Genomic DNA, 26,626 nt, shown 5'->3' with positions numbered 1-26,626 from the left:
GATATGCCCCGGCAAGCCGGGGCATAAAGCGACGAATTGCGCAAGCGCAATTTAATTCCGGCGCAAGCGCCGGAATGGAATTCCGTAAACGGAATTCCGAACGGAATACAATTCGCGCAAGCGCGAATTGGCGTGACCGCGCAAGCGCGGTCACTGGGGCTGGCTACGGGAGGAGGTGCATCGTGTGCGGGCCTGTGTAGGGTCTGGGATTCCCAGCCACCACCCCCGCAACGAGAGTGACGGACTGTCGGCTTGATCAGGCGCTGGCCTCACCGTGGTGACGGGCTCCGCTGCGCTCCACCCTGCCCCCCTCCTCCCCCTGGGACCGTCCGGTCGAGCCCACCAGCAGACCGCACCTGCGGGACGGAATCTGATGCCGCGCCACTCACAGGAGCGGACGCACCCCAGGGGTGGTGCATCACGTGTTCTGACTGTGTAGCGTCTGGGTTCGGGCAGCACCACCCCGGACCGCCCTGAAAGCTCCCGGGAGAGTCCAGCCGAAGGCTTGCACCCCCGAACTCATTCCCTCGCTCTTGCCTGAAAGCAAGCCACGAAAGAAGGGCCGCAACTCCCGAGCAAACACCCTGGGAATGCGACCCGAATTCACAGACCAGAGTTCAGTGTTTCCCCGCGAGCGCATTCATGCGGCAGCCTCAGTAACGGTGGTCAGAAGCTTTTTCTCCAGCGGAGAAGCGGGACGGTTTCTCGTGCCTGTGCAACGCCCGGGAGCCCGCCTGGGACAGGGCACGAGCCCGGCAGGTGTGCAGCGCGCGGTGTGGCCGCCGTCTCCGGTCCGCTCCGGGCCGCGCCGGGCTTCGGTCCGGCGCAGTGATATCCCTTCCCGCCCCGAGCCCCCCGAGCGGTCTCCTGTCGTGCTGCCCCGCCCCTTTTCCCAGGGGTAGCAGGACAGGAGGGCGTGAGGGGGGTTGTCTGGGTTCTGTGAGGTACCAACCATGGGGCCTGACCAGCGCAAACGTTCCGGGTGTCTGGATGGTGGCGCAAGGGATAGGGCAAGGGGTGAAGCAAGGGGTGGAGCAAGGGATAGGGCAAGGGATGGGGCAAGGGTCACGATGCCGTGCGCGGCCGCCAGGCCGCCGTCCCGGTCCGCGCCGGGCCCCGGTCCGGCGCAGCGATATCCCTTCCCGCCCCGAACCCCCCGAGCGGTCGCCGCGTCTGCCCTGGCCCTACTTTTCCGGGGTCAGGGCAGGCGCGGGGGGCGTGAGGGGGGTTGTCTGAGTTCTGAGAGGGCTCACCAAGGGCACTGACCTGCATTGATGGTTGCGCGTGGGCAAAGGGGGGTCAGGGGGTTAGTCAGGTGCTTGGTCAGGGGGCGAGTTGCCTTCAACACCAATGGCGAGTATGCTTCCAATTGTAGATACAAGGCGGGTGGGCCCCCTGGGGCAGTACCCAGGCGAGATGGAGGCGAAGTTGACATCCGACGAAAACTTGATGGACAGGGTGGCGGACCGGCTTTTTGCTTTGATGCTTTCCCTTCCAGAGGGGCACCACCACGTTGTTGTGTCGACGGACGGCCGCTCCCCGGCATTCATGTGTGTTTACACGGATGCGACGATGATTCTGGACGACCCGAATTCCATTCCCGATGTTATGGCGGTACTGGCGTCCGCCCTGGAGAATCGGAGCGGAGGTCTGGTCACGCGTACCTTCTCGGCGGACGGTGCGGAGACGGTACGCGGTTGGGCCGTTACCGCCGATCTCGTTCCGCTCACCGTGGCCCAGGTCTTCGCCGCTTACTGCACCGACGCCAAGACGGGCGAGCCTGTACCGCCGGAGTTCGGCGTCACGTACGAAGCGGGATTCGCCGTTCCGGAACACCCTTGATCGGTTGCATCCAACATCAAGGGCGAGTATACTTCCAGTTGTAGGGAAGAGGGGGGCGGCAACCCCCCTCGTAACCCGACACCACGAGCAAGACTTTGGAGCAGCAGTGAACGAGAACGAGCAGCAGTTCCCGGCGGAGAAGAATGGGGAGCGCCGTAAGCACGCGTTCTACCCGTCGGCTGAGATGTTGGCCGGTATCCCTCCGCTGTACGGGACCGAGAACACTTCGACCTCCGACACGGTGGTGCATCTGCACTATTCCGTCGGTCGGTGTGACTGGTACATCGCGGAGGTGGACCCCGAGAGCCTGACCGCTTTCGGGTGGGCGGAGGTGACCCCGGGTTGCGGGGAGTGGGGTTACTCCAGTCTCACCGAGATGGAGGAGCTGAACGCACAGGGGTACGTCATCGAGCGGGACGTGACGTTCAAGCCGGTGCGTGCCGGGGACGTCGCCAGGATCAACGGCACCCAGCCCGACAGTAGCGGGTACCAGTACAGCGAGCCGCTTACCGCGCAGGACGCCGAGCGACTCGGCGAGTTGCTCGGGCTGACCATGGCCACATGCGCTCAGGCCAGTTCCGCGAAAACCGGACTGTCCCTTGAGTTCTTCCTTCGCTCGTACGCCCAGGACGATGTATTGGACGCATTGGGGATGGAATTCCTCAGCCACATTGCCGCAGGGGAGACCGAGGCGACCGCCGCAGAACGGACAGTCGGATGGCTCTTGAAAGCAACTGCTGAGTCGTTGGATCTCGCGGTGGAACTCCACGGTTCCCAGCGCTAGGACGTTTCGGGTTTGCGGAGGGGCGACCGTCTCGGTTGGGCCCCTCCGCTCCCAGCCCACCGGCGCACGGTCGGAGTAGGGATCAGTCGGCATATCCGTGATCCGTCATGTCCCGAGGCCGAGCGCCCTCGTGGAGGGGGGCGGCAACCCCCCTCCACACCACCACGAGCAATCCAGAAAGGCCGCTCCATGAGCACGAAGAAGAAGATCACCGCCCCGCCCGTCGCCACGGTGCTTCCCTTGTTGCAGTTGCGGGACGAGCGCAACGTCCGTCAGGTGCTTGGTATCGAGGACGGTTGGCTTGTCGATTCCGTGCGTGAGAACGGGATCATCGTCCCCTTGGTGGTGGAGCCCGCCCCGGACGCTCCCGAGGTGTTCGACGTCGTCCAGGGCAAGCGCCGTCTTGCCGCCGCGCGGCAGGCCGAGCTCACCGAAGCCCCGGTATATGTGCTGGATCCCGCCCGCCGGGAGGTGGGTTTGGCGTATATCGAGATGTTGGTAGAGAACGCCGAGGAGGGGCGCAAGGCGTTGACCGACTTGGAGCAGGCCGACGCTCTGTTCCTGGCGATCGAGGCCGGTATGGCACCGGCCGCCGCCGCCCGTCGTGCCGGGCGCAGTGATGATGATGTGGCTCATGCGGTTGCCACCGCGCGGAAGGTCAGCGACCGTACCCGGCGCACGCTCGCGGAGTCCGACGGGTATGAGTGGGATCTGTCGGTGTTGGCCGTACTGGCGGAGTTCGACGACGACGAAGAAGCTGTTGCCCGACTCGTTGACGCCCATGCCAAGGGGACGTTCGAGCACCAGGCGACGGCGGAGCGTGATGCCCGCGAAGCCTGCCAGGCCCGTGAAGTGGTGCGCGAGGAGTGCCGGGCGAACGGTGTGCGGCTGGTCGAGTCGGAGGAGATCCAGGGCGAGGAGTTCGAAGAGTTCGAAATCCTTGAGTACCTGTGGGACAAAGCGGGTGACCAGCTGACGGAGGAGGGGCACGCCGAGTGCCCGGGGCACGCCGTCACGTGGGACGACGACAGCGACACCCCGGATGCTCTGTTGACTGGGTGTATCGCGCCGGACGAGTACGGGCACTTGGGCTACCCCGGCGGGTTGCAGACGGAGGAAGAGCCGGAGGAGCCCGAGGAGGAGTCGCAGGAGGCCGAGAGCGGCCCCCGCGTGGCCGTGGTCGAGGAGCCCGCCGGGCCCGTCACGGGCCGTCAGGAGGGCAACAGGGGCGGCGACCAGAAGGAAGGGGAAAAGGAGGACGGGGGCGAGGGCGAGGAGGATGTGCCGCCGCTCGCTCCTGCGCCGAGGCCCGCGCCCGTGGTGAAGCCTGTGCCCGACAGCATGGAGCGGAAGCTGAAGATTGCGGGGAACGCCGCCTACCGGGCCGCCACCAAGACGCGCCGTACGTGGCTCAAGGACGTGTTCCTTCAGCGCAAGACCGCCCCGCCCACGCTTGCCGGATGGGTGACCGGGCAGTGGCTTGCCGCCCGCAAGCCGGTCCAGATGTGGACCGGGGAAGTCTCCCGCGTGGCCCTGGTGGCTGAGCTGCTGGGCGAGGACAAGCGCGCCGACAACCGGACCACGTGGGCACCGGCGGGAGCGACCCCCGGCAAACTGAACCTGATCAACTTCGCGATCATCGCGGGGTGCTACGAGAAGCGTCTCGATGAGGTCCAGACCTGGCGCACGGACAAGCCTTCTTTCGACACCAACGACATCCGTGATGACGCACGGGTCTACCTTTCCTACCTCGCGACGATCGGCTACACCCTCTCCCTGGTGGAACAGGCGATCGTCGACGACGTCGAGTTCAACGCCCTGATCACCGAAGGGCAGACGGAGACGCCCGAGGACACCGCCGACGGGCAGCAGCCGGACCCCGCCCCGGACACGGGCGACGCGGACGACCAGGACGACGCGGGCGACGCGGGCGACGACGCCGGGGGCACGCCGCAGGAAACCAGCGACGAGGACGCGGCGGATTCGTCCGGGGACGGCCCGGAGCCGGATGCCCCGGACGCGGTGGACCCCGCGCAGGAGTAGCGGCACCGGGGGTGACGCCGAGCGCGTCACCCCCGGGCCCCAGCCCTGGCTTCACTCCCCCTCCCCTGTCTGTGGTCGCAGGCCCTTGAGCGTGTGGGGGCCGGGCACCGCCCCCATGGAGACCCCCATGCCGTTGAACCCTCGTTTCCCGTTCCTGGCCGTCGTGTCCGCCACCCTCAGCGTCCCCGGTGAGGAGGGGGCGGTAGCTCTCGCCTACTCGATGCCCGCAGCCCCGTTCGGCTCCGCCGCCTGGCAACTGCCGGTCCTGGTGGGCTACTTGAACCGGTTGCACCGCCGGGGCGACGACCCGTCGCCGGAGAGCTTCGCCGCCTACGCGCAGAGCAGGGCCGAGGCAGCCGTCCCGGGCCCCGCCCACCCCTACCCCTACGCGCCGTGGCACGACCGCCGGGTGACGCTGCTGCTGGACGTGTCGATCACCGCCGGGAACACGCTCGGGTGGCCGCAGGTGTCCATGGTCGTCCAGGAGCAGGAGCCCGGAGAGCCGTGCGGATGGGCGCGCACGACCCGGCTGCACGGGTGCCGGGAAGTGCTGGACCACACGGTTTGCGAGATCAGCGCCGAACACGCGCGGCTCGCCGACCGGACCCGTACGACGCCGAGCGTGCGCGGCGTACGGGACTTGGCCGAGCACACCGGCACGTGGATCCGCCAGGTGCGCCAGGCATACCGGGCGGACCTCACCCTCCGCCGCGCCGCCCAGGTCCGAACCCTCATCAAGGGCTGAGCGCCCCGCCCCGCCCACCGGGACGACCACCCCCGGCGGGCGGGGGGGCGGAACCCCCGGCGTCCACGCCGACACACCAGGCCGGTACGTGCTGCCCTCCCCGCCCCGCCCAGGCGTCCCCCTGGCCGCCACCAGTCGCCCTCGAAACGGAGTTACCCCATGACGGTCTCCCGCCCCCACCACCACCCGTTCGCCGGTCCGATCACCGTGCACGGCGACAGCCCGCCGCCCCTGATCTTCGCGGTGCAGACCTACGAGTTCGCCGAGGCATACCGCATCACCCCTCCCCCGGGCACCACCAGCGGTGTGCAGATCTGGCGCGGCACGACCGTACGGACGGCTGTCCTGCACAGCATGCGCACCCCGCCCGTCGGATGGCCGAACCACTGGACCGAGTTCTTCCCGGACGGTCATCTGCACTGGACGGCCGGGGTGTTCCCGTGGACCTGGGATCTGCCGATCTGGTCAGCCGAGCCAGTTGCCGCGCCGGAATGGGGCGCGCCGTGCGTCCGGTGCGGGGCGTTCGCCGATGAGCACACGTCCCATGGGTTCCCGTGGCTGTACCTGCGCAACGGCCAATCGTGCTTCTACGGCCGGTACACGGCCCCCACGGACTGACCCGCCCCGCCCCTCTTACTCACCCGGGCGGATCGTACGCCGGTGGGCCGATCGCAGAGCGATTGACCCACCGGCCCCCGCCCACCACCGGACCGGCAGCGCAGAGCGCGGAGCGCTGCACAGTCTTCCGCCGCGTAGCGGCGGCGCACCGCCTTCGCGGAGCGAAGAGCGCGCCCAGAGATGCCGCCACTCCCCCGGGGCCGCGCCACACCGCCCTGCTGCGCCCCCAGCGCCATGCGCAACCCCCATCCCCCTTCCTTCAAGGAGTCATGCCATGAGCAACACGTCCCCCGCTCCCCGTTCTTCCGCCCGGTGGGTGATCAAGGGCGTTACCGATGACTGCACCACGTGTGACTGCTGCGGCCGCTCGAACCTGAAGCGCACCGTCGCGCTCATCCCGCTGGACGAGGACGGCAACGAGGACGGCGACGCGGTCTACTACGGCACGGCGTGCGCGGCCATGGCCATGCGCCGCCGCACCACCTCCATCACGAACGCCGCGAACGCCGCCCGTGCCGAATCGTCGGGGCGCGACGAGCACGCCCGGGAAGTCATCAGCGTGTTCGGGCCGTTCGAGTTCGCCACGGCCATGGAGCAGGCCGATGTCTGGTGGAGCCGCAACCCCCGCCAGATCGAACGGTCTCCGGGCGAGTACATCGCGGAGATGCTCACCCGTGCCCGCGCGCAGTTGTCGGACACGACGCTGGGGCCCGCCCGCCCGCACACCGTTGGTGACTTCCGCCCCTTCCTCGTCGTGGCCGACGTCAGCGGGGAGCGCGTCCACTTCGCCCGCGAGGTACCGCGCGAGGGGGCCCGGGAGTTCCAGATGGCCGTCATCCGTGACGCCCGGTGGCGGTCACGGCGTACCTCCCTGGTGTTCGTGACGGTATACGCGCTCAGCGCGGACGGGGCCCGTCAGGTCGTGTACACCCGCCACGCCATCGAGCAGCGCAGAGCTGCCCGCGCCGCGTTCTGACCCCGCCGGAGCCCGGGGGCCGCAGCCCCCGCGCCCCGGCCCCCGGCCCCGCTCGTCGGCACGCCCCGCGCCGCCCGGACAGAGCCCCGTTCTCTGTCCGGCCGGGGCAGGGCCGAGCCCAACAGGCCCCCCTCTGTTGCGGACGGCAATCCGCACCCCCACCCACAGCGAAGGAGCACACGCGTGCTGGACCACCCCGACAACGAGCCGGTCATCCCCCGCCGCCCCATCCCCGCCCCCCGACGGCCCCTCGACAGCCCCCGCATCCCCAAGCCCCGCACCTCCTGACCCACCCCACCCCCCCCGGGGGGGGGTGGGCAGAACAGGCCCGCCCCCACCTTCCCGAAAGGAAAACGCTGATGAATCAGCCGGACGCCCAGACCAGCACGCCCCGCCCGGACGAAGCTGAAGCTGCCCGCCTGATGGCCGTTGCCGAGTCCCTGGACCTGGACCCATCAGACCTTGACGAGGCCGTGCACGACACATGCTCCCGCCGGGCTACCGCCATCAACAACGGCGGTATGGACGACCAGATCCTCTTCCTGGTGGCCGAGCACGGCACCAGGGAGGCCGAGGAAATCATCCGTGCCACGGTCAGCCCCTGAGCGCCAGGCCAGCCACCGCTGGCCGCAGACGGCCGCCGAACACGCGCGCACCATGCGGTAACCCAGCCACCCAAGGCCCCCCCGGGGGTGGGGTCGGCCAGCCGCGCCCCATGCCCAGGCCCAGCCCCCACAGCCCCACACCCCACCCGTACGAACGGACACCCATGCCCGCTCCGCTGATGACCACCGCCCGCCGCACCGCCGCCCTGCTGGGCCCCAAATGGCGCGCCGTCCCCGACCTTGACTTCGGGTCCCACGCCGTCCTGCTGACCGGCCCCCGCCCCCGTAAAGACCCCTTCCGGATCCGGATCACCCAGGAAGACAAACGCCTGCTGGCGTACGGGTACTTGGACACGGCCGATGACCGCCGGTTGCTGTACAGCGCGGACGCGCCAAAGGTCACCGTGACCGCCGATCTTCCCTCCCGGCAGGTCCCCCGCCACCTGGCATCCCATTTGAAGCGCCGTTTCCTCCCTGCCTACGCACAAGCACTGGACGCGGTGGCCGCGGACCGGGCCCGCTACGCCCAGGAGACCGCCGACCGCGACACCCTGACCCAACTCCTCGCGGACCTGCTGCCGCACTCCCGCACCAGGGACGCCTACAGCGGCGAGTACCGGCGCGAGGTCACGGCCCACAACCACCTGAAAAGTTCCCCGCGGGTCTGCGCCGAAGTCGACCATGACGGCCTCCACGTCGACATGAACATCACGCACCTCACCCCCGCCCAGGCCGAAGCCGTCGCCCGCCTGCTCGCACCCGACCTGTAGCAACGCCCGTCGCCCCGCAGTCCGCCCCGCACGCGGGTCCCCTGCCCCTGGAGTGTCGATGCCCGCACCGCTTCTGACCACCGCCCGCCGCACCGCCGCCCTGCTCGGAGTCGGCTGGAACGCCGCCCCCGATCCCCACTGGCCCCGGGCCGCTCTCCTCACCGCCCCCCGCCCCGGCGGCGACCCCTACCAGGTCCGCATCTCCGACGAGGACGGGCGGCTGGTGGTGTACGGGCTGTTCGACAACCACGGGGACAACCGGCTGAACGACTTCACGACCCCGCAGATCAGCGTCACCGCCGACATGCCCGCCCGCCAGATCCCCCGCCATCTTGTCTCGCATCTGCGCCGCCGCTTCCTGCCCGACTACGACACGGCACTCGCCCAGGCCGCCGAGTCCCTCGCCCGCTACCAGGAGCAGGACACCGGGCGCGATGCCGTGGTGCACCGGCTTCAGGAGGCCATGCCGGGAGCATGGACCAGCACGGTATCGGGGCGCGACCGACCGACCGTCCACACCCCGTACCAGGGTCCGGGCGAGATCGGCATCACCGCCACCGTCCGCCACGACGGGGCGCGCGTTGGGTTGGAGCTGAGCAACCTCACGCCCGAGCAGGCCGAAGACATTTGTCGCCAACTGGCACCCACCCAGTCCTAGCCCGCACGAGGGCGGGCGGCCCTCTTGTCCCGCTGCTTCAGGAGCCGCCCGCCCCTGTCTCACCTTCCGGTTGGACCATGCCCACCACCCGTGCCTACCGGACGCGACCACCGACCCCGCGGATCCGCCGCCGCGCACCATCACATCCCCGCCCCGTCCGAGGAGACTCCCCGTGCCTGCCCCGCTGTTGACCACGGTCCGCCGTACCGCTGCGCTGCTCGGCGTCGGATGGCGCGCAGCTCCCCATGACACCTGGCACAGCGCTGTGATGCTGACCGGCCCCCGTCCCGGTAGAGATCCCTACCGGATCCGGATCACCCGCGACGGCCAGCGGCTGACCGCCTACGGTCACCTTGACAAGGCCGACGACCGGCGACTGCTGCATAGCGCGGATGCCCCGCAGATCAGCGTCACCGCCGACATGCCCGCCCGTCACCTCCCCCGCCACCTCGCCTCGCATCTGCGCCGCCGCTTCCTGCCCGGCTACGCCGAGGCCCTGGACGCCGTGGCCGCGGACCGCAACCGCTACGCGCAGCAGACCCAGGCACGCGACGACCTGACCCGGCTCCTCGCGGATGTCCTACCGCACTCCCGGATCGCAACCGCCTACAACAGCGAGCACTGGCGACAAGTCATCGCCCACAACATCCTCGCCCCCTCACCACGCATCACCGCCCTCATCCAGCCCGACGCAAGCCACGTCGACATGAACCTGACCCACCTCACCCCCGCGCAGGCCGAAGCAGTCGCCCGCCTGCTGGCCCCTGATGTGTGACCAGCACTGCGGGGACGGGCCCGGAACAGGCCCGCGCCCCGCAGCACCCGCCCAGCCCGCCACCGGACCTCAAGGAGCAGGCACGTGTTGAACCGGTTTCTTCGACTCGCCCGCCAGACCGCCCCGTTGCTCGGGCCCCGCTGGACGGCCGAGATTCACCATGCGACGCCCCAGAACGGTGCCGCACTCGTCCACCCCGACGGGCGCCGCATCGTGCTCCTGCCCGTCTACCGCCGTCCCTCCCACGTGGAGGTGACCGTCCACTATCCGAAGGCGCCGGTGACCCTGTACGCCGTCGACAAGCCCTCGACCCAGTTCCGGACCGACCGGCCTCCGGCCGCACTCGCCGACGCGATCACCGCCAAGGTGCTGCCGGTTGACAACAGCGTGTACCCGAAAGTGGTCGCCGCGGCAGCGGCATCCCGGCAGACCGACGAACAGCAGCACGCATTCGCCCAGAGGCTCGCGGCGCTCGTCCCCGGGGCCGAGCTCACCCGCAACGACCCCTCCCCATGGGTCGAGTACCGGGCGGGAAGGGGATCCATCGAGCGCATGACAGCACAAGTCCTCAGCGGGAACAGGCACACCGTCGAATTCCGGTACGTCGACACCGAAACGCTCGAAACCCTCCTGCGCGCGTACGGCGAGGTCGTACAACGGCAGATGTCCGCCGCCGTACCCCCACCGGCTCAGTAGCCCACCGTTCCTGGGCCGCCGGTCACTGGAAGCACGGAGACAGAGGTGGGGATACCGGCACCCGGGCCCCGCCCCCTCCGCGCCCGGTGACCGTTCCGGGCCCGCACACCGGCCGGGCAGCCCGCCCGGAAAGCCCGGTCCCCCGGTCCACACCTGATCACCTCGCGCGGAGACCACGCCCCGCGCCCTCTCGGAAAAGGGAACAGCCGATGCGTGACGTCCTGCGCATGTCCGCCCACGAGTTCTGGTGGGACCGCCCCCACGACCCGAACGCCCATCTGGGGTTTGTCCGCTTCACCTGTGAGAACCCCACTGCGGATGCGTGGGAGGTGAAGTTCCCCCGCTACCAGGTGGGATACGGCGGATGGTCGTGCGGCCGGAACTACCGCCTTGCCGTCGAGGGCATCGCCGAACTCGACGTCGCCGAACAGATCCGGGATCACCTCACCGCCGAGGAAGGCCCGCACCTCCGGGAGTTCTGGACCACCGTCCGCGACCTGGGCCGCGCACCTCACGAGGAGTTCACCGAGGGGTCTGTCTTCTGGGCCCGCGACGCGGGAGCCCTCACCGGACAGAAGGGATCGATCGTCATCCGCCACCGCGACTGGGCAGCCGTCCAGTGGGACAGCGAACCCTTCATCGGCGGAACCACCTTCCCCCTCGGCGACATGAGCACCACCCCACCACCGCCCCCGGTCCTCCGGCACAGCATGCGATGGCTCGAACTCTGAACCCCCACGGCGCACCCCGCCCCCTGGGGTGCGCCCAGCAGCCCGACAGATAGGAGACACCCTGTTATGGCCCACCCCGCCACCCGCCCGTCCCGGCACGGCATCCTGACCCCCCGCTCCTACCACCCCGGCGGGTACGCCCCCGCAGCGTTCAAGGAGACCAACACCACCAACGGCGACCACGTCACCGGGTACCTCACCGGCTGGGAAGCCGACAACACCGTGCAACGCGCAGCCGACCGCCGCACCCCCCTGACCGTCTGCACGTACGGGATCATCCGCATCCAGGGCCGACACGGGCGCACAGCCCTGACACTGCTGCCGGTCGTCCACCCCCAGAAGCTGACGGCCCGCCAGTACACCGACCTGGAACTCATCGACCGTGCCGGAACGGACGCCCGGGTACTGCGCGACCCGGACGGCACCCCGAGCGCCGTCGACGCCGGTTTCAGCCGCATCCCCTACACGCAGACGTCCATCCTGCTCGGGCGCGGCTGGCTCTCCCAGGTACCCCACACCGACCAGGTATGGGTCAGCACGGCGGGCCGCATGGCCATGGCGTTCCGCTGGCACGCCCAACAGCAGCTTCCCGCGGGGGTACTGAAGGGCCTGTACCTGGACGGAGTCCTCACGGCGGCCGACGCAACCCGCGCCCGCTTCCGGGAGACTGCGCCCGGAGGGGAGGAGGCAACGGGCTACTGAGCTGGCGGTGCGGTTGACACCCCACCCCGGGGGGTGCTTAATTGCAATCGTCTTGCCTGGGAAAGTGCACAGGGTGATGGCCGGCGAAAGGCACCCCGTTGAGGTGTCGACCCGGAGCGGCAACTCCGGCCGAACGTTCCACCGGCCATCGTGCGTTTTACCCACGAGCAAAACAGCAAGCCCATCATACGGGCTGCCCCGGCGGCGGCCTCTCCCGGAGGAGCCATTCATGGCCAAAGCCGCCCGCCCCCTCACCGTCGAGGTCGAGGGCCGCGAGTACGTGAGCCGGGAGTGGATCGCCGAGCACACCGGGGCCAGCAAGTGGACGGTGGGCACCTGGTACACCAAACGGGACGAGCAGCCGGAGGAGGCCCGCTTCCCGGAGAAGGGTGTGACCATCGAGCGGGTGGACTACTTCGAGCGCCAGGCCGTCGAGCGGTTCTACGCCACGCACCAGAACCGCAAGAAGGCGAAGGTCCTCCCCGCGGATCCTGCCCTCCACTCCGGGGACCCGCAGGAGCTCATCCCGCTGAACGAGGCCGCCCGGCTCCTCGGCTTCACCGACGGGGGGGTTATCCGTAAGTACCTCTCCGCCAACCCGGGCTACTTCCCCGAACCTGCCGGATCTCTCCCGGCCGGCAGGGGCCAGACGGCCCGCGCGTTCCGCCGCGGCGATCTCCAGGACTTTGACCGCAAGCGCACCAACGACACCACCGGCGTGTCCGGGCGCAGGCCCGGCGAGGGTACCGAGCCGCGCGGAACCTCCGCCGAGACCGAACGGCGCGTCACCGTGGCCCAGGAGTACCTGCGGGAGACCGGGGGATGGAAGCGCGGCGCCGGGGCAGCCCTGGCCGCCCGCCAGGGCGAACCGGCATGGAAATGGGAACGGGCGATGAAGGAAGCGCGCAAGCGCCAGGAAAGCACCTCGCCCGCGCCGTAAGAACCCGTCTCGAATCCTCCCGTTCAGCGGCGCGTCGAACTGGGATGATCCCAGGATGACTTCGTCAATATCCGGGTCCTGGACCCGTATAGAGGCTTGGCTCGCCCAGCACACGCCTCGTACGTTTGCTGCTCTTAGCCCCCCGGCGGAGCGCTCGGCAATTGCCGTGGCCGAGCAGGCCATCGGTCAGCCGTTCCCCGAGCCCTTGGTGGAGTCCTTGCTACGGCACAACGGGATGGGCCACTACGACCTGCTGCCGCCCTTCTGGTCTTTGCTTGAGGTGCAGAACATCACGAGTGCCTGGCAGACGCGCATGAAGATCTACGGAGATGTGCTGGCGGGAGCAGAAGAAGGCGACCCGGACGGCGAATACGGGCCGTGGTGGCATGCGCAGTGGATCCCCTTCGCCTTTGACGGTGCAGGGGATTACCTCATCATCGACCAGCGCCCCTATCGTCGCCGCGGAAGGATCGGCAATGCCGATCATGAAACAGGATGCTCCTTTTCGCGCCACCCCATGTGGGCGTCACTCCCGGCTCTCCTGGATGCGACAGCCACGGCTCTGGAGACCGGCGAGGCGGTGGACAGCTACCTTCCTGTCGCCGTTGACGAGGATGAACTGGACTGGGACTTCTGATGCTCAGGCCGCTACGACGGCCTGGGAGACGCGGGGCTTTGCCCCATTCGGGTAAACGGAGTGCCGGGCGAGGCGGCGGGTCATGAGCGTGATCGCGGCGAGCGTGAGCATCGCTTCGGAGTGCTCGGGCCTCGTCTCGTAGTCCCGGACGTTCCGGCGCGCGTGCAACAGCCACGCCAGGCTCCTCTCCACCACCCAGCGCCTCGTGAGGACCACAAACCCCTTCGCGCCCTTAGAAGCTCTCGACCGGCCGTACACCATCCTCCACGGACGCCGGCGATTCCTCGCCGCCCAGATCGCCGGCCTCGACACGGTGCCGGTCCGCATCGTCACCACACTCGCCTGAACGAGACGTTCAGCGCGTCCACTCCCGCAGCGCCACAGCGATCTGCCGCACGTCCAGACCACCGCGGACCTGCTCGACCAAGTCCATGGCCGCCTTGGTGTCCACCGACACCCGCAGCCTCGAACCGTGCAAGTACGCGGCCGACACCGCCGCGGCGAACAACTCGTTGGAGTGCTCCAGAGCAGGGGCCACAACAAGTTGCTGCATCAAAGCACCGGCCCGGTGGTGCGGCTGGTCGTACACCGGAGTGTCCATCACCCGGTAGCAGTGCCTCGCCCGGGCGGCCTCCAAGGCCCCCCAGTCGACCACCTCGGGATCCCCGCGAAGCTCCGTCTGCGCAATGTGTAGGAGCCACGGCACGTCGATCGTCAAGAACACGATGCCGACCCGGTCACGCAGCGTCGGCGGAACGGCCTGCGGGCCCACCGAACCGCTCGGCGAACCCTTCGGCGTGCTCGGCGATGAACAGCCGAGCACCCTCGTAGAACCGGGCCCGCGCGAGATCGGCATCCAGGACCTGACCGGCGTACGCCTCGGCCGGCACGTGCTTCTCCGCAGCCGCACGCTTCAGCTGCTCGTACGCCTCGTCACTGATCTCAATGCGAATTTCCCGGGCCATGCCCCCACGGTAGCCGCCGCCGCACCGCGGCGGCAGGGGAACGTCGGCACCGGGACGCCCCATACCGACCCACCGCATGCCCCAGCCCCCTGGAAAGGAACTCACCCATGCCTCACATCGGCCCCGGCTTCGACGACCCCGAATACGACAACTACGACCCCGCGTGGAAGGACCAGGACACCCCGTTCCGGCGTTGGCTGCACGAGAAGCTCACCGCCGCAGGCATCAGCTACGCCCATGACATGGCCGCCGCCAGCGCCCCTGCCAACCGCTACAACGGATTCAGCGAACTGGAGATGGACAACATCGCCATGCTCGCGGACGTCACCGTCGATGACGTCCGCACAGCTCACAAGGCAGACCTCGCCCACTGGGCGCGCGAACAACAACTGCGGGACCACCCGGACCTCGCCGTCCTCGACGCCGACCTGGATCGCATCCGACATTTCAGTTAGCCATCGAACATAGCCGCTAAAAGTACCCTAATGGAAGGAAAGGGAAGTGAAAGCCTATTAGGGACAGTTGTGCGCATGTCACAGTCTCGACATGAACAAGATCACCGCCGTTGTCGCCCCGGTAGCCACGGCAGCGATGCTCCTCATCGGCTTCGCTGCTCCCGCCCACGCGGGGCCGTACTGGAACAAGACCGTCAAGTGCAGTGCCAACGACCAGGACGGCCGAGTCATCCCGACGCGGTGGGGCAACGGAGAACTCGGCTGGAACCACTTCTCCGGCAAGCACAACATCAGGAGATGCGACTTCCTCAACGCCCCCATCGGATGGAAAGTCGACAAGGTCAACGGCGCCAACCTCACCTACTACGGCAATGCCGCTAACCCGAGGTACGGAACACTGAAGATCACCGTCGTCGTCCGATACGCACGCAAGACAGCTGACGGCCGATACGACGCGGGCAAGGGACAGGTGATCGGCGTGATTACGGCGTACTGCAACGGCATGACGAAGTGTCCGAACTGGGTGAACGAACCGCGATGACGGACGACGACTACGAGGACATCGCCGACCTCCAGGCAGAAACAACAGATCTCCTGACGCACCACGCGTACGCGCCGCTGCTGGACGACCAGTACGTGCGAGGGGTGATGCCAGCACCAGACCGGGCGCCAGCTGTTCGCGTGGCCCTCGGCGCGCAGAACGAGACCGCCCCCAGCCGACTGACCGTGTACGAAGTCCCGCTCCAGGACGGAGAAGACCTACGGACCCCGCACGACATCGTCGCGCTGCTCCGAGGCGCCAGCACCGCCCCCGTCCGCCCGACGGACGCAGCAACTGCCGTCATGGGGATGAACCTCTACCGTGTCGACCCCACACAGGTGAAAGAGGCACCCTTCACCACGGACGACTGGACCTCCACCCTGCTGCAGACCCTGACACGCCCCGCCGGCGAAGACAGCCCCAGCCGCTTGCGCGGATTCCTGTTCCGGGAGGCGGGGCTCCTACGCCTCTACATGGGCACCGGCGACAACTCCGTCATCGGTGCCGAAGTACAACCAGGCGGGGCCCTCACCGCCCTCCTCGCGGTACTGCCCTCCATGCTCGAAGAGGAGTGGAGAGCGCTCACCGGGGCCGACGACCCCCACTGCCGCTACGTCGTCGACCTCACCGACTGGTAAAGCAGCAGGACAGCCCCCGGCCACCAGCACCCGCAGGTGCTGCCTGCCTGCCACCTCGTCGGTCCTGAACCGCCGGTCCCGGGAGAACAGCACGTTGAAGTGCCATCCGCGTCCAGGTGGACACGTGCACCGTCGAGGGCTCTACCGCTTGATACGGCCGCGTACGGCGAGCACCGCGAAGCGGAGCAGGACGGGTTCGGTAAGCCGGGAAGCCATTTCGGTGTAGGTGCCAGCGGTGGTGAGCCCTTGCCCAGAGGAGCGGAACACAACGGAGTTCACCACTACGCGCAAGCTCTTCTCGAAGCGCTCCGTCGTGAACCGTTCGTGCAGGGCCCCATCGGGGTTTACCGGCCATGGGGACCATCGGTACAGCGGTTGGCGCTAAGCCTTGATTGCGGCTCTCAGCTGCGACTCTGCTTTCCGTAAAGACCTCCCGGCTTCCCCGGGGGATGGAAGGCTGGCTGCATCACCTCCTCTTCCTGAGGGCGGTTCGTGTCAGAGGGCGTTTGATCTAGGCAGATTGCCCTTTCTGTCCTAGTAGGTACCTCGCCAGGTTGGCGTGGTCTCGTCCGTTATGCGCTTGGCGAGGTTGTCGATCGACGCGACGTGGATCATGGCTTCGGAGCTGGCCGTGAGGGTTTCGTAGTCGCGGGCGAGGCGCCGGTGCATCATGATCCAACCGATACTCCGCTCCACTACCCAGCGCCTCTTTACGACGTGGAATCCACGAACTCCGGGGTTTCTGTTGACGACTTCGACGTCGATGCCGAGCTGGGCTCCGTGCTCGACGACGGCCTTCTTGAACCCGGTGTCGACCCAGCTCTTGGAGATGGTCGGGTACGTCTCCTTCGCCTGGTCGAGGAGGCGTATTCCCAGGGCGTTCTCGGAGAGGCCGGCGGCGGTAACGGTCACGGCGAGGATGAGGCCGAGCGTGTCGGTCAGGATGCCGCGCTTCCTGCCCACGATCTTCTTGGCGGCGTCGGTTCCCTGGCTGGTCACGGGCACGTTGGTGGAGGTCTTCACGCTCTGGGTATCGATGACGGAGGCGGTCGGTTCGGGCTTGCGCCCCTCCTTCACGCGAGCCAAGCCCGTGAGGTCGTAGTTGAGTTGGGCGAAGATTCCCTCGTCGCGCCAGACCGCGTAGTAGAAGTAGACGGTGCCGTGTCCCGGGAAGTCGTGCGGGAGGTATTTCCAGGGGATTCCCGTGCGGTTCAGGTAGAGAATTGCGTTGAACACATCACGGAGTTCGATTTTGGGCGGCTGGCCGGTGGGCCTGCGGTCGAGCCGGGCTTTCCGCCAGGCCGTCAACGTCGGCTCGATCAGGGCCCATCGGGCGTCGGACAGGTCGCTGGGGTACGGCTTCCGCTGGCTCACGCCGTAGCGTGATCATGAGCCGCACCGGAAGGTGGCGTTCCGCTGTCCATCAGGCGATTCTGTGATCTTTTCGAACCAGACGAACTTCAGGAAGCAATCGCGGACGAGACGGACAGTCGAGTTCGTGACCTCTGGAAGCGCGATAGCCGCCTACCCGCCCATGTGCCCCAAATACGGCAGGAACGAAAAGCTCTTACCGGGCCTGACCTGCGTAAACGCCCTCTCAGAGGGCGTTTAATCTAGGCAGATTGCCCTTTCTGTCCTAGTAGGTACCTCGCCAGGTTGGCGTGGTCTCGTCCGTTATGCGCTTGGCGAGGTTGTCGATCGACGCGACGTGGATCATGGCTTCGGAGCTGGCCGTGAGGGTTTCGTAGTCGCGGGCGAGGCGCCGGTGCATCATGATCCAACCGATACTCCGCTCCACTACCCAGCGCCTCTTTACGACGTGGAATCCACGAACTCCGGGGTTTCTGTTGACGACTTCGACGTCGATGCCGAGCTGGGCTCCGTGCTCGACGACGGCCTTCTTGAACCCGGTGTCGACCCAGCTCTTGGAGATGGTCGGGTACGTCTCCTTCGCCTGGTCGAGGAGGCGTATTCCCAGGGCGTTCTCGGAGAGGCCGGCGGCGGTAACGGTCACGGCGAGGATGAGGCCGAGCGTGTCGGTCAGGATGCCGCGCTTCCTGCCCACGATCTTCTTGGCGGCGTCTGTCGTGCCGGGCGTGCCCGCTCGCGGGAACCAAGGACTTGGTCCGCAGCGCCCAGCTCAACCCTGAGCTGTTCGCCGAGTACGCCGCCGCCGAGCCCGTGATGGGCCAGTTCAAACCGTCCATCAGCCTGGCCCAGATCATCGAGCGCGCCCGCAGCTGACACCTCCTCAGTTCACCGGGTCCGGGGGTACGGGGCGGGAATCCCGTACCCCCGGGCCGTTCATCTCAACTCTGCGAGGATCCATGCACGACCGTCACGAGAGCGCTGGGCACGATGTCCTGCCCTCGCACACGTATGTGCGCGTCGCCCAGGAAGCCGCTTCCCTCGCCGTCGGCGCGGCCGACACCGCAATGGAAGCGGTCTCCCGCGCCACCGGACGTACCGCCGCCCGGCTGGAGCGCCGCATGCACGCCGCCCACCCGCACGCCCTCCAGGCTCAGAAGTACGCCCGTTGGGCACAGACCTGGCAGGAGGACGACGTCAGCGTCGGCACGCTCGCCAACTACGCCTCCCGCGCCATCGCGTGCGCGGCCGACGCCCAGGCGGCCGCCGAGGTGGAGGTCACCGCGACCGGGCTGCGGGCCCAGGTGGAACGCCCGCTGACCGCCCAGGAGCGTGCCGGGCGGGAGCGGGCGGCGCGCCGGGCGGAGGCTGAGCAGGAGGCGCAGGAGCGGGCGGCGACCGGTATGGACGCCGACAACCGCGATATCGCCGCCCGCAACCGCTTCTACGCCCAGCTGTCCGTCGCCGAACTCGGGTGGACGGCCGGACACGTGCGCGTGCTGGAAGCGGCCGCGACCGGCTGCCTGTACATCCGCAACGGCGTCGTCCGCCGGGCTCCGGCCCCGGGCCCGTGGTCGGGCGGGCGCCGGATCAGCAAGCCGCTGGCCCAAGCGCTGTACGCCGCCCGGTTCCTGGCCAGTACGCGGCAGGACGACGGGGCCCTCGTGCTCACCCTCAGCCCGATGGGTGAGAGAGCCCTCGCGCTCGCCCGCCTGTACCCGCAAGGTCTGTACCCCGACAAGCAGACCGCCCACGCCGCCCGCACCGCGCGCGCCGCCCGCCGGTGGATGAGAAGCGACGAGAAGAAGGAAGCCGGACGCCGCCTGGTGGCACTGGACCCAGGTGCGCTGCGCCTCTACCGCCCGCCCGTCACGCTCGCCCAGCAGGAAGCCCGCGCCGAACAGGACGCGGCAGGGCAGTGGGAGGACGAAGGCGGGTACTGCCCCGGCGTGCTCACGCCCCGTCCCGCAGCGCGCCCAGCCGTGGCCGGGCCAGCGGATGCCCCTGCTCCCCGCCACGGGCAGCAGACGACGGGATGCGAACGGTCGCAGCCACCGCGGTTCCACCCCCACGGGATGCGCGCCCGCCGCCAACGCCAGAAGGATGCCGCCCGCTCTTGTGACTATGCCGAGGAAACTCAAATGGTTTGCTTCCCCGAGGCCGGGCTGGGAGTGTCGGAGCGACATACGGGCAGTCGAAGGAGCAGACGGTGGCGCTGGTCAAGAAGGGTTCCCGGCGCATCGTCGTGGACGGCGTCACCTACCGCTGGCGCGTCCGCCACAAGCCGACCTACTGCCAGTCAAACGGCTGGGGTCCGCTGACGTTCGCGGTCGAGGACGCCACCGTCCCGGGAACCGTTCTCGTCGTCGAGACCGGCTCGCACCACCCCGAGAACTGGTTCGGTCTGACGACCAGGCCGGTCGTTCCGGCTGATGTCGCCCAGGCCATCCGGACCGCCCTCGCGCAGGGATGGACGCCACTCGCCAACGGATCACCCTTCCATCTCGACGTCTCAAACGCAGACCAGACAGGCGAGGATGCAACCGTCGCCAGCGGATTGTCGGCATAGTCGCGGTCTCGGCATAGATCGAGCTATGCGGATATCCGCATAGCTCGATGAGCTCGGCTACATGGAACTCGACCGCCGCGGCGCCGAACTCCTCTTCCAGGTTCTGACCGAGCGGGAGGAGAAGAACAGCGTGGCCATCGCCTCGAACGAGTCGTTCTCCGGCTGGAGATCATTAATGGTTGGGGTTACGGAGTTCGAGGTTCAGCCTGGTCTTGGCGAGGTAGCCCTCGACGAGGCTGGGGTGGTGCTGCATTCGTTTGAGGCGGGTCTTGACCAGTGCGGTCAGCTGGTCGATGCCCTGTTTGGCCAGGTTCGCCAGTGACCTTTTCAGGTGCGCCCAGACCGCTTCGACCGGGTTGAACTCGGGGGCGTAGGGCGGGAGCTGGAAGACGGTGAGCCAGTCCCGGGCCTTGATGTACTGCTTCATTTTGGCGCTGACGTGGGTGTTGAGGTTGTCCCAGACGATCACGACGGGCCCGCCGAGCTGCTGGTGGGCGGCGTCGAGGAGACGGACGTAGTCGTGTTCGGTGAAGCCCTTGCGCCGGCCCTTGCGTGGACCCCGGTCGACATGGGTGCGATAGATCAGACGGGACCTGGTCCCGGACTTCGTGCAGATCAGCGCGGCGATCGAGACGCGTTTGGTGCCTGCGGCGGTCACTTTCACGACCGGTGTCCTGCCCCGGCGGCCCCATGTGCGGCCGGTGGGCGGCCTCAGTCCCTGGCCTGCCTCGTCCTCGAAGCAGAGCCAGGCACCCAGGTCCGCCGCGGTCTTTTCACGACGGGCCACTGCTCGTCCTTCCACGCGGCGATCTTCGCCTCGTCGCGCTCGGCGGCCCGCCGGGCGGGAACCTGCACGCTCCAGCCGATCCGGTGCAGCAGCAGGTCGACCCCGGCCAGTGTGTACTCCACCTTGAACCGGCGGCGGATCACCTCGGCGATCCGTGCGAGCGTCCAGCACTGGTCCTCGGCCCAGCCGTGCGCGGCAGGCCCCGCCTCCAGTTCGCCTTCCAGCTGGCGTAACTGCTCGTCGGTGAGCTTGCACCGGGCACCGCCGGCGCCTTTCGAGACCAGTGCCTGACGCCCGCCTGCGGCCAGGGCCCGGTGCCACCGGTTGACCGACATCCGTGTCACCCGAAACCGCCGGGCGATCTCCGCATCACTGACTCCGTCCTCGATCAACTCGGCCGCAGCCAGACGCACTTGCTCTCTCCGGGCCCGCTCCTCAGCCGTCAGGCCACCACCATCGGGATACCGCATACCCTCCGGCATAGCGCACACGAGCTCAACCGTCAGCGGGGCCAGAACCCCCACCATTAAAGATCTCTGGACCAAGACCTTCACCGACCCCAGGCTCTGCGCGGCCATCGTCGACCGCCTCACCTTCGGCGGCAACATCATCGAGACGGGCACCGACTCCTACCGCCTCGCCACCACCCGCGCCCGCGCCGAGCAACAGGCCGCTGCTGGCTGATCACCGAGGTGGGGCCAGGCTGGAGCCAGCCCTTCAGCTCTAGCTCTTGCCAAGGTTCTTGAAGGCGCGCGGCACCCACTGATCGAGCTGGGTGCCGAAGGCCGCTGCCGATGTGATGTCGAACGCCGGTATCTGTCCGCCGTCGTCGATACCGTCGAAGTAGTCCACGTCAGCCCAGCCGCCCCGGAACAGCACCACGGACAGCCCAGCGTCCCCCGGGCCGTCGATCAGCACGCCGATGGATACGGGATCAGGCACGAGCGCCCTGTCAGTCTCAAGCTGACGAGGCCACGGCGAAGTTGCGTCCAGCCACCTCACCTGGCCAACCGTGAGACCGGCCGCCAGCCACCCCGCAGCCCGCTCAGAGATCACTGCGGCTGCCTGATCAAGATCGATGACACGCTCCATCTCCATGAGCGGATCCTGCCCCACTCCGACGGACCGTTCCACCGACTTCCACACAGCCTCCGGCCGGGCCGCACACCACCGAGCCGACTCCGGTGCTCTCAATCTCAGCGACATTTTCAGACCGCCCTGCCATCAACCGCTCTTGGAAGCCACCGACAAACACTCTCCGGTCTCACCTACGCAGCCACTCGTTTCATCCCCCGCCCCGACGGCGAACCCTGCGTGTGGTGGTGCCGCTGCGCCTGCCCCAAGACCGGACCGGCCCCCACACGTCCCCGGCAGCAGCCAACGGACGAAGTACAGCCGGTCGACGAAGAGTCAGATGCAAGCGCAGACGGAGGATGCGACGAGGACCGCAGCCAGAAGGCACTGTTCTGACGACATCCCCGGGCGATGGCGGGGCGGCGGTTCCGCGGCCGGGCCGGCGGTTGACACCACCCCCACACGGGAGCATGCTTAAAGCCGTTCCATTGTGGCCTGGAGCTGTTGATGGCCAGCAGAAGCACCCCGAAGGGTGTCAGCAGGGCGGCAACCCTGACCGAATATCTGCCGGCCATCGCGTCCAACCCACAGAGGAAGGAACACCGTCAGTCTAAGCCCGCCGCTGCGCCCCGAAGGAACCTGTGATGGCCAAGCCTCCCCGCCCCGCCGAGATCGTCGTCGCCGGCCGCGCCCTGGTGAACCGTGACTGGATGGCGGAGCACTCCGGAGCCAGCAAGGTGACCGTCGGCTACTGGTACAAGCACCGTCTCGACACCCCCGACGAGGACAGCCGGTTCCCAGAGAAGGAGACGACCGTCGAGCGGGTCGACTACTACGACCGCCAGCAGTTCGAGCGCTTCCTCGAAGCCCACCAGTCGAAGAAGAAGAAGGCGGTCCTGCCCACCGACCCCGCCCTGCACGAGGGCGACCCGGAGGACCGGATCGCGATCGGCGAGGCGGCCAGACTGTTCCACTTCACCAGCCCGGCCGTCATCCGCAAGTACCTCGCGGACCACCCCGGCTACTTCCCCGAACCCGTGGGCACCGAACTCATGCCCAGCGGCAAGGAAGCACGGGTCTTCCGCCGCGGCGACCTCCAGGACTTCGACAAGCGGCGCGACGGCGACAACATCGGAACCGGAACCCGCCAACGGCCCAACCCACCGCGCGGAGCCAACCCCGAGACCAACCACCGCATTGCCGTCGCGGCTACCTTCCTCAAGGAGGTCGGCGGCTGGCGGCGCGGCGCGGCGGGCGAACTCGCCGCCCGCGAGGGCGGACCGGCCTGGCAGTGGGACCGCGCGGTGCGCGCCGCCCGTAGCCAGCAGGAGCAATCCCCCTCCGGCGAGCAGTAGGACGGCCGGGCAACAGCGGGTACGCCGGGCGGGCTCGGGTCTCGCTGGAGGTACCAACCATGCAACCAACCACGGGACAGTCTGCGCATCGTGACCGTCTCGTAATCGTGGTTACCCGCTGGTGGTTGGCTAACCGGTTAGCCGCACCCGGTTACCTGGGGCACCCCCCACCCGCAACCGCCCCGGGAGCACCACCCGTGAACCTCCGCCGCCCCGCCCCGCCGCCCGATCCTGCGCACCGTTCGGAACCCGGCTCCGCAGCGCCCACCGGCACGCAGCGCCGCCGTATGATCCGCCACCGCATCCCAGCGGGGCGGGGCGTGGGCTTTCTGTTCCGGCGGATCCCTCTACGGTCCTCCTTCAACCCGCGCCCAACGAAGGGTCAGGGGGCACGGCCTGATACACGGTCAGGCGTGGGCGGGGACCACCCGCACCACCCACCCCGCCCGGCCACGCTGCTGGCCTTTCACCAGGTCAGCCACCATGCACCCGCCGCATGGCCGCCCAGGGGCAGGGGGAAACCCGCCCGGCGCCCGCCCCCGCGCGCCGCTCTTTAAAGATAGCGGCACCGCTCTGACCTGCACGTTCGCGGCCGTTCTATCCACCCAGGATGAATAGAACCCCGCCTCTGGCACCCCAGTTCCATTCACGGTTGCTGAATAGATCTCCTGCGTCAAGCAGCCCGCGACACACCGTGAATAGAACTCGGCAAAAGATGCCCTAGAACTCATATTGTGCACGGCCCTATCCAAGAAAGCGCAGGTCACAGTGGTTCAGCCTGCACGGCCCCGCACCATGGCCCTTACGGTGGAGCCAGCGCCAGCCCCGTCCGCCGCCGCGCCGGGCATCGGACCGGAACGCAAGCTGGTGGAGACGCTGGCGCGGATCTCCCGCACCGGGGGGCTGGTCCAGTTCACGCCCCCGCCCCAGGCCTACGGGTTCCAGGGCGGCTCGCACGTCAATACGTCGCAGGAACTCCAGGGCAGCCTCTGGCGGTTCCGACTCACGACCGCTGCACGCGACGTGCTGGACCACCTGACTGTCGAGCACGACGAGCACGGCATCGTCGCCGTCACCCAGACGCAGCTCGCTCAACATTTCGGGCACGGCCAGGCCACCATCAGCCGCGCCCTGCACCAGCTCGCACACCACCACTTCGTATGGAAGGTGCGCCGCGGTCACTACCGGCTCCACCCTCTGTTCGCGTACCGCTTCTCCAGCCGCAAGCACACCGCGCTCCTCCAGAAGCTGGGACAGGCGACACTGGCAGCGCACCAGATCGTGATCCCTCTGCCAGAGACGAGGTCTTGAGATGAGCGGGACAATCCCCGGCTTCCACAACCCCGCCGCATGGGAACAGCTCCCGAACGCAGGGCTGACCTCGACCGCGCGGGACATCTTCGACATCCTCCAGGCCCGCCAGGCCCCGGGCGGCGACGTGCGCATCAAACAGAGCGACCTCGCCGCACGCCTGGGCATCCACCAGGCATCCGTGTCACGGGCCATGAGCGAACTGCGCGACACCGGACTCATCGAGGGCCGCACCCGCCACGGCCGGGTACTCATCCACCCCCTGTTCGCCGGATACCAGTCCTACGCGCACATGATCAACCACATCGAGGACCCCGACACCCACATCTGGCCCCTCCGCTTCGCCTCCGGAGACGTCCGCCCCCCTCGGCGCAGCGACCCCCGCACCGGAACGGAATTCGACCCCGATCCCAACGGAGGCGAACCCGCGCCCGCAGTCGCGGCCCGCCCGAACCTGCGCCTGGCAGGCTGACCTGGAGTTGTATTCGAGCGGCGGCAGCGCCTGGACCGCCCAAACACCGCAGAGCCGACGTGCCAGACTCCCCGCGCGTTGCCCTGGTCAGACCGCTTGCCGCGCTGCTGAGCCCAGGGCCCACCGGGGACCGGTGAGCGGGTCGTTGGCCCACACGTACTGGGTGGCGCCGCCGTTGGTGACGGTCATGCCGTAGTCGTATACCGGTGGGGATCCCAGTGCGCTCCACTGCTCCCATGCCGCGTCGAGGAGATCGGCGAGGCGGCGGGGCCCGCCCTGGGTTGTGATCGTCTTTCCGTCCCCCTGGGCGGCGAGCACCGCCCAGGAGTGCAGTCCGTCGTGGATCCAGGCGTTCCACCCGTCCTGGTCTTGGGCCGTGGTGATGCGCATCTCGGGCATGGCCACCCTGAGGTGGAACCGCAGACCCCAGTCCCCTTCCAATGTCTCCAGCGGGTGCAGGAAGGGGCGTTCGCCGCCGGAAGCTTTGTCGCCGCGTACCTGGGAGAAGTCCTTCGTATCGGCTGCGGGCAGGCGGGTGCGGGCGGGCATGAACTGGGCCAGGCCCTGCATCCATCCGCTCGCGCTGGAGCCGTCCTCGGCAACAGTGAGGGCCACATGTCCCAGGTGCCCCCAGGGGGTGACGAGGCGTCCGCCGGGGCGCAGTTGCTCCACCCATGCGAAGGGGATGGTGTCGACGGCGTAAGTGGAGATGACCCGGTCGTACGGGGCACCGGGGGCGAAGCCGACTGCTCCGTCGCCGACGACGACCTGTACCGCGGTGCCGGACCCGGTGAGACGGCGCTGCGCGGACGCGGCGAGCCCGGGATCGGTCTCCACGCTCACCACCTGGTTGTTACCGGCCCGGTGGGCCAAGAGCGCGGCGTTCCAGCCCGTTCCCGTGCCCAGTTCGAGGACCCGGTGGCCTGTGTCCAGGAGGAGGGAGTCGAGCATGTCGACGACGACCGCGGTGCACGACAGGCTGGAGGTCGGCAGTCCGCCGGTGAGCTGGGTGACGGCTGCGGCGTCCGGGTCGGCGTACACCTCGGCAGCCCACCGGTCCACGTCCTTCGTCCGGTCGAGCGGCAGGTACGCCTGGCCGTTCCAGTGCCACAGCCGCCGGGGCGCGAACGCGGACCGGGGGATGTCACGGACCGCGGTGCGGATCCACGGAGAGCGCTCGGGCCAGGCGTCCCTTTCAGCGAGAGCGGCGTCCTGACGCTGCTGCGCGTCCCCGAAGGCAGGGGCGCTCATTTCTTGTGGGTCCCGGTCGACGGCGGCGCGGGCGGCACCTGCCCGTCGGAGTTCCCCGGCGGCGGCTTGCCCTGGCCCGGCGGTGGTGGCGGCTTCTCGTGCTTGCCCACAACGGCCTCCCTCGGTCCGACGGTCACCGCCCATGGTGGCGCAGCCCTGTGCCGTCCGGTAGGACCCCTGCACCGGCCGGGGCGCCCGTGGCCAATTCCACGGCGGTCAGTCCACTGCTCCGGCCGAACTACCAACCACGGCGATGGCCAGGGGAAACAAGCCAGGTCCGTGACCGTGGCTAGTCGTACGAGGAGCTTCTCTAGGGCC

The 26,626-nt window shown here is 68.5% G+C and carries 32 protein-coding genes and 4 pseudogenes; 27 read left to right on the top strand and 9 right to left on the bottom strand.

Annotation, left to right across the window (positions count from 1 at the left end; translation table 11 throughout):
- Window positions 1–1,416: 1,416 nt before the first annotated feature.
- The 15 genes from OG897_RS32455 (at window position 1,417) to OG897_RS32385 (ending at window position 13,522) form a co-directional block, all read left to right on the top strand.
- Complete coding sequence (locus OG897_RS32455) at window positions 1,417–1,842, top strand: hypothetical protein (RefSeq protein ID WP_266662439.1); 426 nt, start codon at window positions 1,417–1,419, stop codon at window positions 1,840–1,842.
- A 106-nt stretch (window positions 1,843–1,948) separates the two neighbouring features.
- On the top strand, window positions 1,949–2,626 hold the full coding sequence (locus tag OG897_RS32450) for a DUF2958 domain-containing protein (RefSeq protein WP_266662438.1): 678 nt from the start codon (window positions 1,949–1,951) through the stop codon (window positions 2,624–2,626).
- A 189-nt stretch (window positions 2,627–2,815) separates the two neighbouring features.
- Window positions 2,816–4,669 (top strand): ParB/RepB/Spo0J family partition protein, encoded by a 1,854-nt coding sequence (locus tag OG897_RS32445; RefSeq protein ID WP_266662437.1) that lies wholly within the window; start codon window positions 2,816–2,818, stop codon window positions 4,667–4,669.
- 127 nt (window positions 4,670–4,796) lie between these two features.
- Entirely contained in the window at window positions 4,797–5,414 is a 618-nt protein-coding gene (locus tag OG897_RS32440; RefSeq protein ID WP_266662436.1) for a hypothetical protein, read from the top strand.
- Window positions 5,415–5,573: 159 nt separating this feature from the next.
- Entirely contained in the window at window positions 5,574–6,032 is a 459-nt protein-coding gene (locus OG897_RS32435; protein ID WP_266662434.1) for a hypothetical protein, read from the top strand.
- Window positions 6,033–6,306: 274 nt separating this feature from the next.
- Complete coding sequence (locus OG897_RS32430; RefSeq protein ID WP_266662432.1) at window positions 6,307–7,008, top strand: hypothetical protein; 702 nt, start codon at window positions 6,307–6,309, stop codon at window positions 7,006–7,008.
- Between the two features lie 359 nt (window positions 7,009–7,367).
- On the top strand, window positions 7,368–7,613 hold the full coding sequence (locus OG897_RS32425; protein ID WP_266662430.1) for a hypothetical protein: 246 nt from the start codon (window positions 7,368–7,370) through the stop codon (window positions 7,611–7,613).
- Between the two features lie 164 nt (window positions 7,614–7,777).
- Entirely contained in the window at window positions 7,778–8,383 is a 606-nt protein-coding gene (locus OG897_RS32420) for a hypothetical protein (protein WP_266662428.1), read from the top strand.
- Between the two features lie 58 nt (window positions 8,384–8,441).
- Window positions 8,442–9,041 (top strand): hypothetical protein, encoded by a 600-nt coding sequence (locus tag OG897_RS32415; RefSeq protein WP_266662426.1) that lies wholly within the window; start codon window positions 8,442–8,444, stop codon window positions 9,039–9,041.
- 172 nt (window positions 9,042–9,213) lie between these two features.
- Window positions 9,214–9,816 (top strand): hypothetical protein, encoded by a 603-nt coding sequence (locus OG897_RS32410; protein ID WP_266662424.1) that lies wholly within the window; start codon window positions 9,214–9,216, stop codon window positions 9,814–9,816.
- Window positions 9,817–9,900: 84 nt separating this feature from the next.
- Window positions 9,901–10,512: a hypothetical protein gene (locus OG897_RS32405; RefSeq protein ID WP_266662422.1), complete on the top strand. Its 612-nt coding sequence runs from the start codon at window positions 9,901–9,903 to the stop codon at window positions 10,510–10,512.
- A gap of 209 nt (window positions 10,513–10,721) precedes the next feature.
- The gene (locus OG897_RS32400) at window positions 10,722–11,243 is read left to right on the top strand and encodes a hypothetical protein (protein WP_266662420.1); all 522 of its coding nucleotides are present in this window, start codon (window positions 10,722–10,724) and stop codon (window positions 11,241–11,243) included.
- 66 nt (window positions 11,244–11,309) lie between these two features.
- Window positions 11,310–11,945, top strand: a complete 636-nt coding sequence (locus OG897_RS32395; protein WP_266662418.1) for a hypothetical protein — start codon at window positions 11,310–11,312, stop codon at window positions 11,943–11,945.
- A gap of 229 nt (window positions 11,946–12,174) precedes the next feature.
- The gene (locus OG897_RS32390) at window positions 12,175–12,885 is read left to right on the top strand and encodes a hypothetical protein (protein WP_266662416.1); all 711 of its coding nucleotides are present in this window, start codon (window positions 12,175–12,177) and stop codon (window positions 12,883–12,885) included.
- An 88-nt stretch (window positions 12,886–12,973) separates the two neighbouring features.
- A complete protein-coding gene (locus OG897_RS32385; RefSeq protein ID WP_266662539.1) occupies window positions 12,974–13,522 on the top strand; it encodes an SMI1/KNR4 family protein in 549 nt (182 codons plus the stop codon).
- A 3-nt stretch (window positions 13,523–13,525) separates the two neighbouring features.
- Here the strand turns inward: OG897_RS32385 and OG897_RS32380 are convergent.
- Window positions 13,526–13,744: pseudogene (locus tag OG897_RS32380) on the bottom strand (IS5/IS1182 family transposase); the annotation flags it as partial.
- On the opposite strand from OG897_RS32380, the gene OG897_RS32375 reads away from it, so the two are divergent.
- Window positions 13,728–13,868, top strand: a complete 141-nt coding sequence (locus OG897_RS32375) for a ParB N-terminal domain-containing protein (protein WP_266662414.1) — start codon at window positions 13,728–13,730, stop codon at window positions 13,866–13,868. The pseudogene OG897_RS32380 and the gene OG897_RS32375 sit on opposite strands and share 17 nt — an antisense overlap.
- Window positions 13,869–13,877: 9 nt before the next feature.
- Here OG897_RS32375 and OG897_RS32370 read toward each other — a convergent pair whose 3' ends face one another.
- Together OG897_RS32370 and OG897_RS32365 are read right to left on the bottom strand one after the other, a co-directional pair.
- Entirely contained in the window at window positions 13,878–14,177 is a 300-nt protein-coding gene (locus OG897_RS32370) for a fic family toxin-antitoxin system, toxin component (protein ID WP_266662412.1), read from the bottom strand.
- 82 nt (window positions 14,178–14,259) lie between these two features.
- Window positions 14,260–14,487 (bottom strand): hypothetical protein, encoded by a 228-nt coding sequence (locus OG897_RS32365; protein ID WP_266662410.1) that lies wholly within the window; start codon window positions 14,485–14,487, stop codon window positions 14,260–14,262.
- Window positions 14,488–14,594: 107 nt separating this feature from the next.
- Between OG897_RS32365 and OG897_RS32360 the strand changes: the two genes are divergently transcribed.
- From OG897_RS32360 to OG897_RS32350, 3 genes are all read left to right on the top strand, one after another.
- Window positions 14,595–14,942 (top strand): hypothetical protein, encoded by a 348-nt coding sequence (locus OG897_RS32360; RefSeq protein WP_266662408.1) that lies wholly within the window; start codon window positions 14,595–14,597, stop codon window positions 14,940–14,942.
- Between the two features lie 91 nt (window positions 14,943–15,033).
- Window positions 15,034–15,483: a hypothetical protein gene (locus OG897_RS32355; protein WP_266662406.1), complete on the top strand. Its 450-nt coding sequence runs from the start codon at window positions 15,034–15,036 to the stop codon at window positions 15,481–15,483.
- Window positions 15,480–16,121 (top strand): hypothetical protein, encoded by a 642-nt coding sequence (locus tag OG897_RS32350; protein ID WP_266662404.1) that lies wholly within the window; start codon window positions 15,480–15,482, stop codon window positions 16,119–16,121. Before OG897_RS32355 ends, OG897_RS32350 begins: the two co-directional genes overlap by 4 nt.
- 534 nt (window positions 16,122–16,655) lie before the next feature.
- Here OG897_RS32350 and OG897_RS32345 read toward each other — a convergent pair.
- Both OG897_RS32345 and OG897_RS32340 read right to left on the bottom strand, forming a co-directional pair.
- A complete protein-coding gene (locus OG897_RS32345; protein ID WP_266662402.1) occupies window positions 16,656–17,495 on the bottom strand; it encodes an IS5 family transposase in 840 nt (279 codons plus the stop codon).
- 262 nt (window positions 17,496–17,757) lie between these two features.
- Window positions 17,758–18,207: pseudogene (locus OG897_RS32340) on the bottom strand (transposase); the annotation flags it as partial.
- A 35-nt stretch (window positions 18,208–18,242) separates the two neighbouring features.
- Here OG897_RS32340 and OG897_RS32335 point away from each other — a divergent pair.
- The 3 genes and pseudogenes from OG897_RS32335 to OG897_RS32320 all read left to right on the top strand — a co-directional run.
- Complete coding sequence (locus OG897_RS32335; RefSeq protein WP_266662400.1) at window positions 18,243–18,365, top strand: hypothetical protein; 123 nt, start codon at window positions 18,243–18,245, stop codon at window positions 18,363–18,365.
- Between the two features lie 83 nt (window positions 18,366–18,448).
- Window positions 18,449–19,810, top strand: a complete 1,362-nt coding sequence (locus tag OG897_RS32330; protein ID WP_266662398.1) for a hypothetical protein — start codon at window positions 18,449–18,451, stop codon at window positions 19,808–19,810.
- Window positions 19,811–20,101: 291 nt separating this feature from the next.
- A pseudogene (locus tag OG897_RS32320) lies at window positions 20,102–20,224 on the top strand (ATP-binding protein); the annotation flags it as partial.
- A 6-nt stretch (window positions 20,225–20,230) separates the two neighbouring features.
- On the opposite strand, the gene OG897_RS32315 reads toward OG897_RS32320, so the two are convergent.
- Entirely contained in the window at window positions 20,231–20,845 is a 615-nt protein-coding gene (locus OG897_RS32315) for a transposase (protein WP_266662394.1), read from the bottom strand.
- Complete coding sequence (locus tag OG897_RS32310; RefSeq protein ID WP_266662392.1) at window positions 20,770–21,315, bottom strand: winged helix-turn-helix domain-containing protein; 546 nt, start codon at window positions 21,313–21,315, stop codon at window positions 20,770–20,772. The genes OG897_RS32315 and OG897_RS32310 overlap by 76 nt, the downstream gene beginning before the upstream one ends.
- Window positions 21,316–21,382: 67 nt before the next feature.
- Here OG897_RS32310 and OG897_RS32305 point away from each other — a divergent pair.
- Window positions 21,383–21,529 (top strand): annotated as a pseudogene (locus OG897_RS32305) (ATP-binding protein); the annotation flags it as partial.
- 39 nt (window positions 21,530–21,568) lie between these two features.
- Here OG897_RS32305 and OG897_RS32300 read toward each other — a convergent pair.
- A complete protein-coding gene (locus OG897_RS32300; protein WP_266662390.1) occupies window positions 21,569–21,943 on the bottom strand; it encodes a hypothetical protein in 375 nt (124 codons plus the stop codon).
- Between OG897_RS32300 and OG897_RS41105 the strand changes: the two genes are divergently transcribed.
- From OG897_RS41105 to OG897_RS32285, 4 genes are all read left to right on the top strand, one after another.
- Window positions 21,848–22,315, top strand: a complete 468-nt coding sequence (locus tag OG897_RS41105) for a DUF6248 family natural product biosynthesis protein (RefSeq protein WP_353963769.1) — start codon at window positions 21,848–21,850, stop codon at window positions 22,313–22,315. The two genes, OG897_RS32300 and OG897_RS41105, sit on opposite strands and share 96 nt — an antisense overlap.
- 248 nt (window positions 22,316–22,563) lie before the next feature.
- A complete protein-coding gene (locus OG897_RS32295) occupies window positions 22,564–23,274 on the top strand; it encodes a hypothetical protein (protein ID WP_266662388.1) in 711 nt (236 codons plus the stop codon).
- Window positions 23,275–24,081: 807 nt separating this feature from the next.
- A complete protein-coding gene (locus OG897_RS32290; protein ID WP_266662387.1) occupies window positions 24,082–24,585 on the top strand; it encodes a hypothetical protein in 504 nt (167 codons plus the stop codon).
- Between the two features lies 1 nt (window position 24,586).
- On the top strand, window positions 24,587–25,057 hold the full coding sequence (locus OG897_RS32285) for a helix-turn-helix domain-containing protein (RefSeq protein ID WP_266662386.1): 471 nt from the start codon (window positions 24,587–24,589) through the stop codon (window positions 25,055–25,057).
- A gap of 87 nt (window positions 25,058–25,144) precedes the next feature.
- Here OG897_RS32285 and OG897_RS32280 read toward each other — a convergent pair whose 3' ends face one another.
- On the bottom strand, window positions 25,145–26,308 hold the full coding sequence (locus tag OG897_RS32280) for a methyltransferase domain-containing protein (RefSeq protein WP_266662384.1): 1,164 nt from the start codon (window positions 26,306–26,308) through the stop codon (window positions 25,145–25,147).
- Window positions 26,309–26,626: the final 318 nt, after the last annotated feature.

Source organism: Streptomyces sp. NBC_00237, assembly GCF_026342435.1.
Classification (GTDB): Bacteria; Actinomycetota; Actinomycetes; order Streptomycetales; family Streptomycetaceae; genus Streptomyces.
This window is presented reverse-complemented; position numbering and strand designations above follow the sequence as displayed.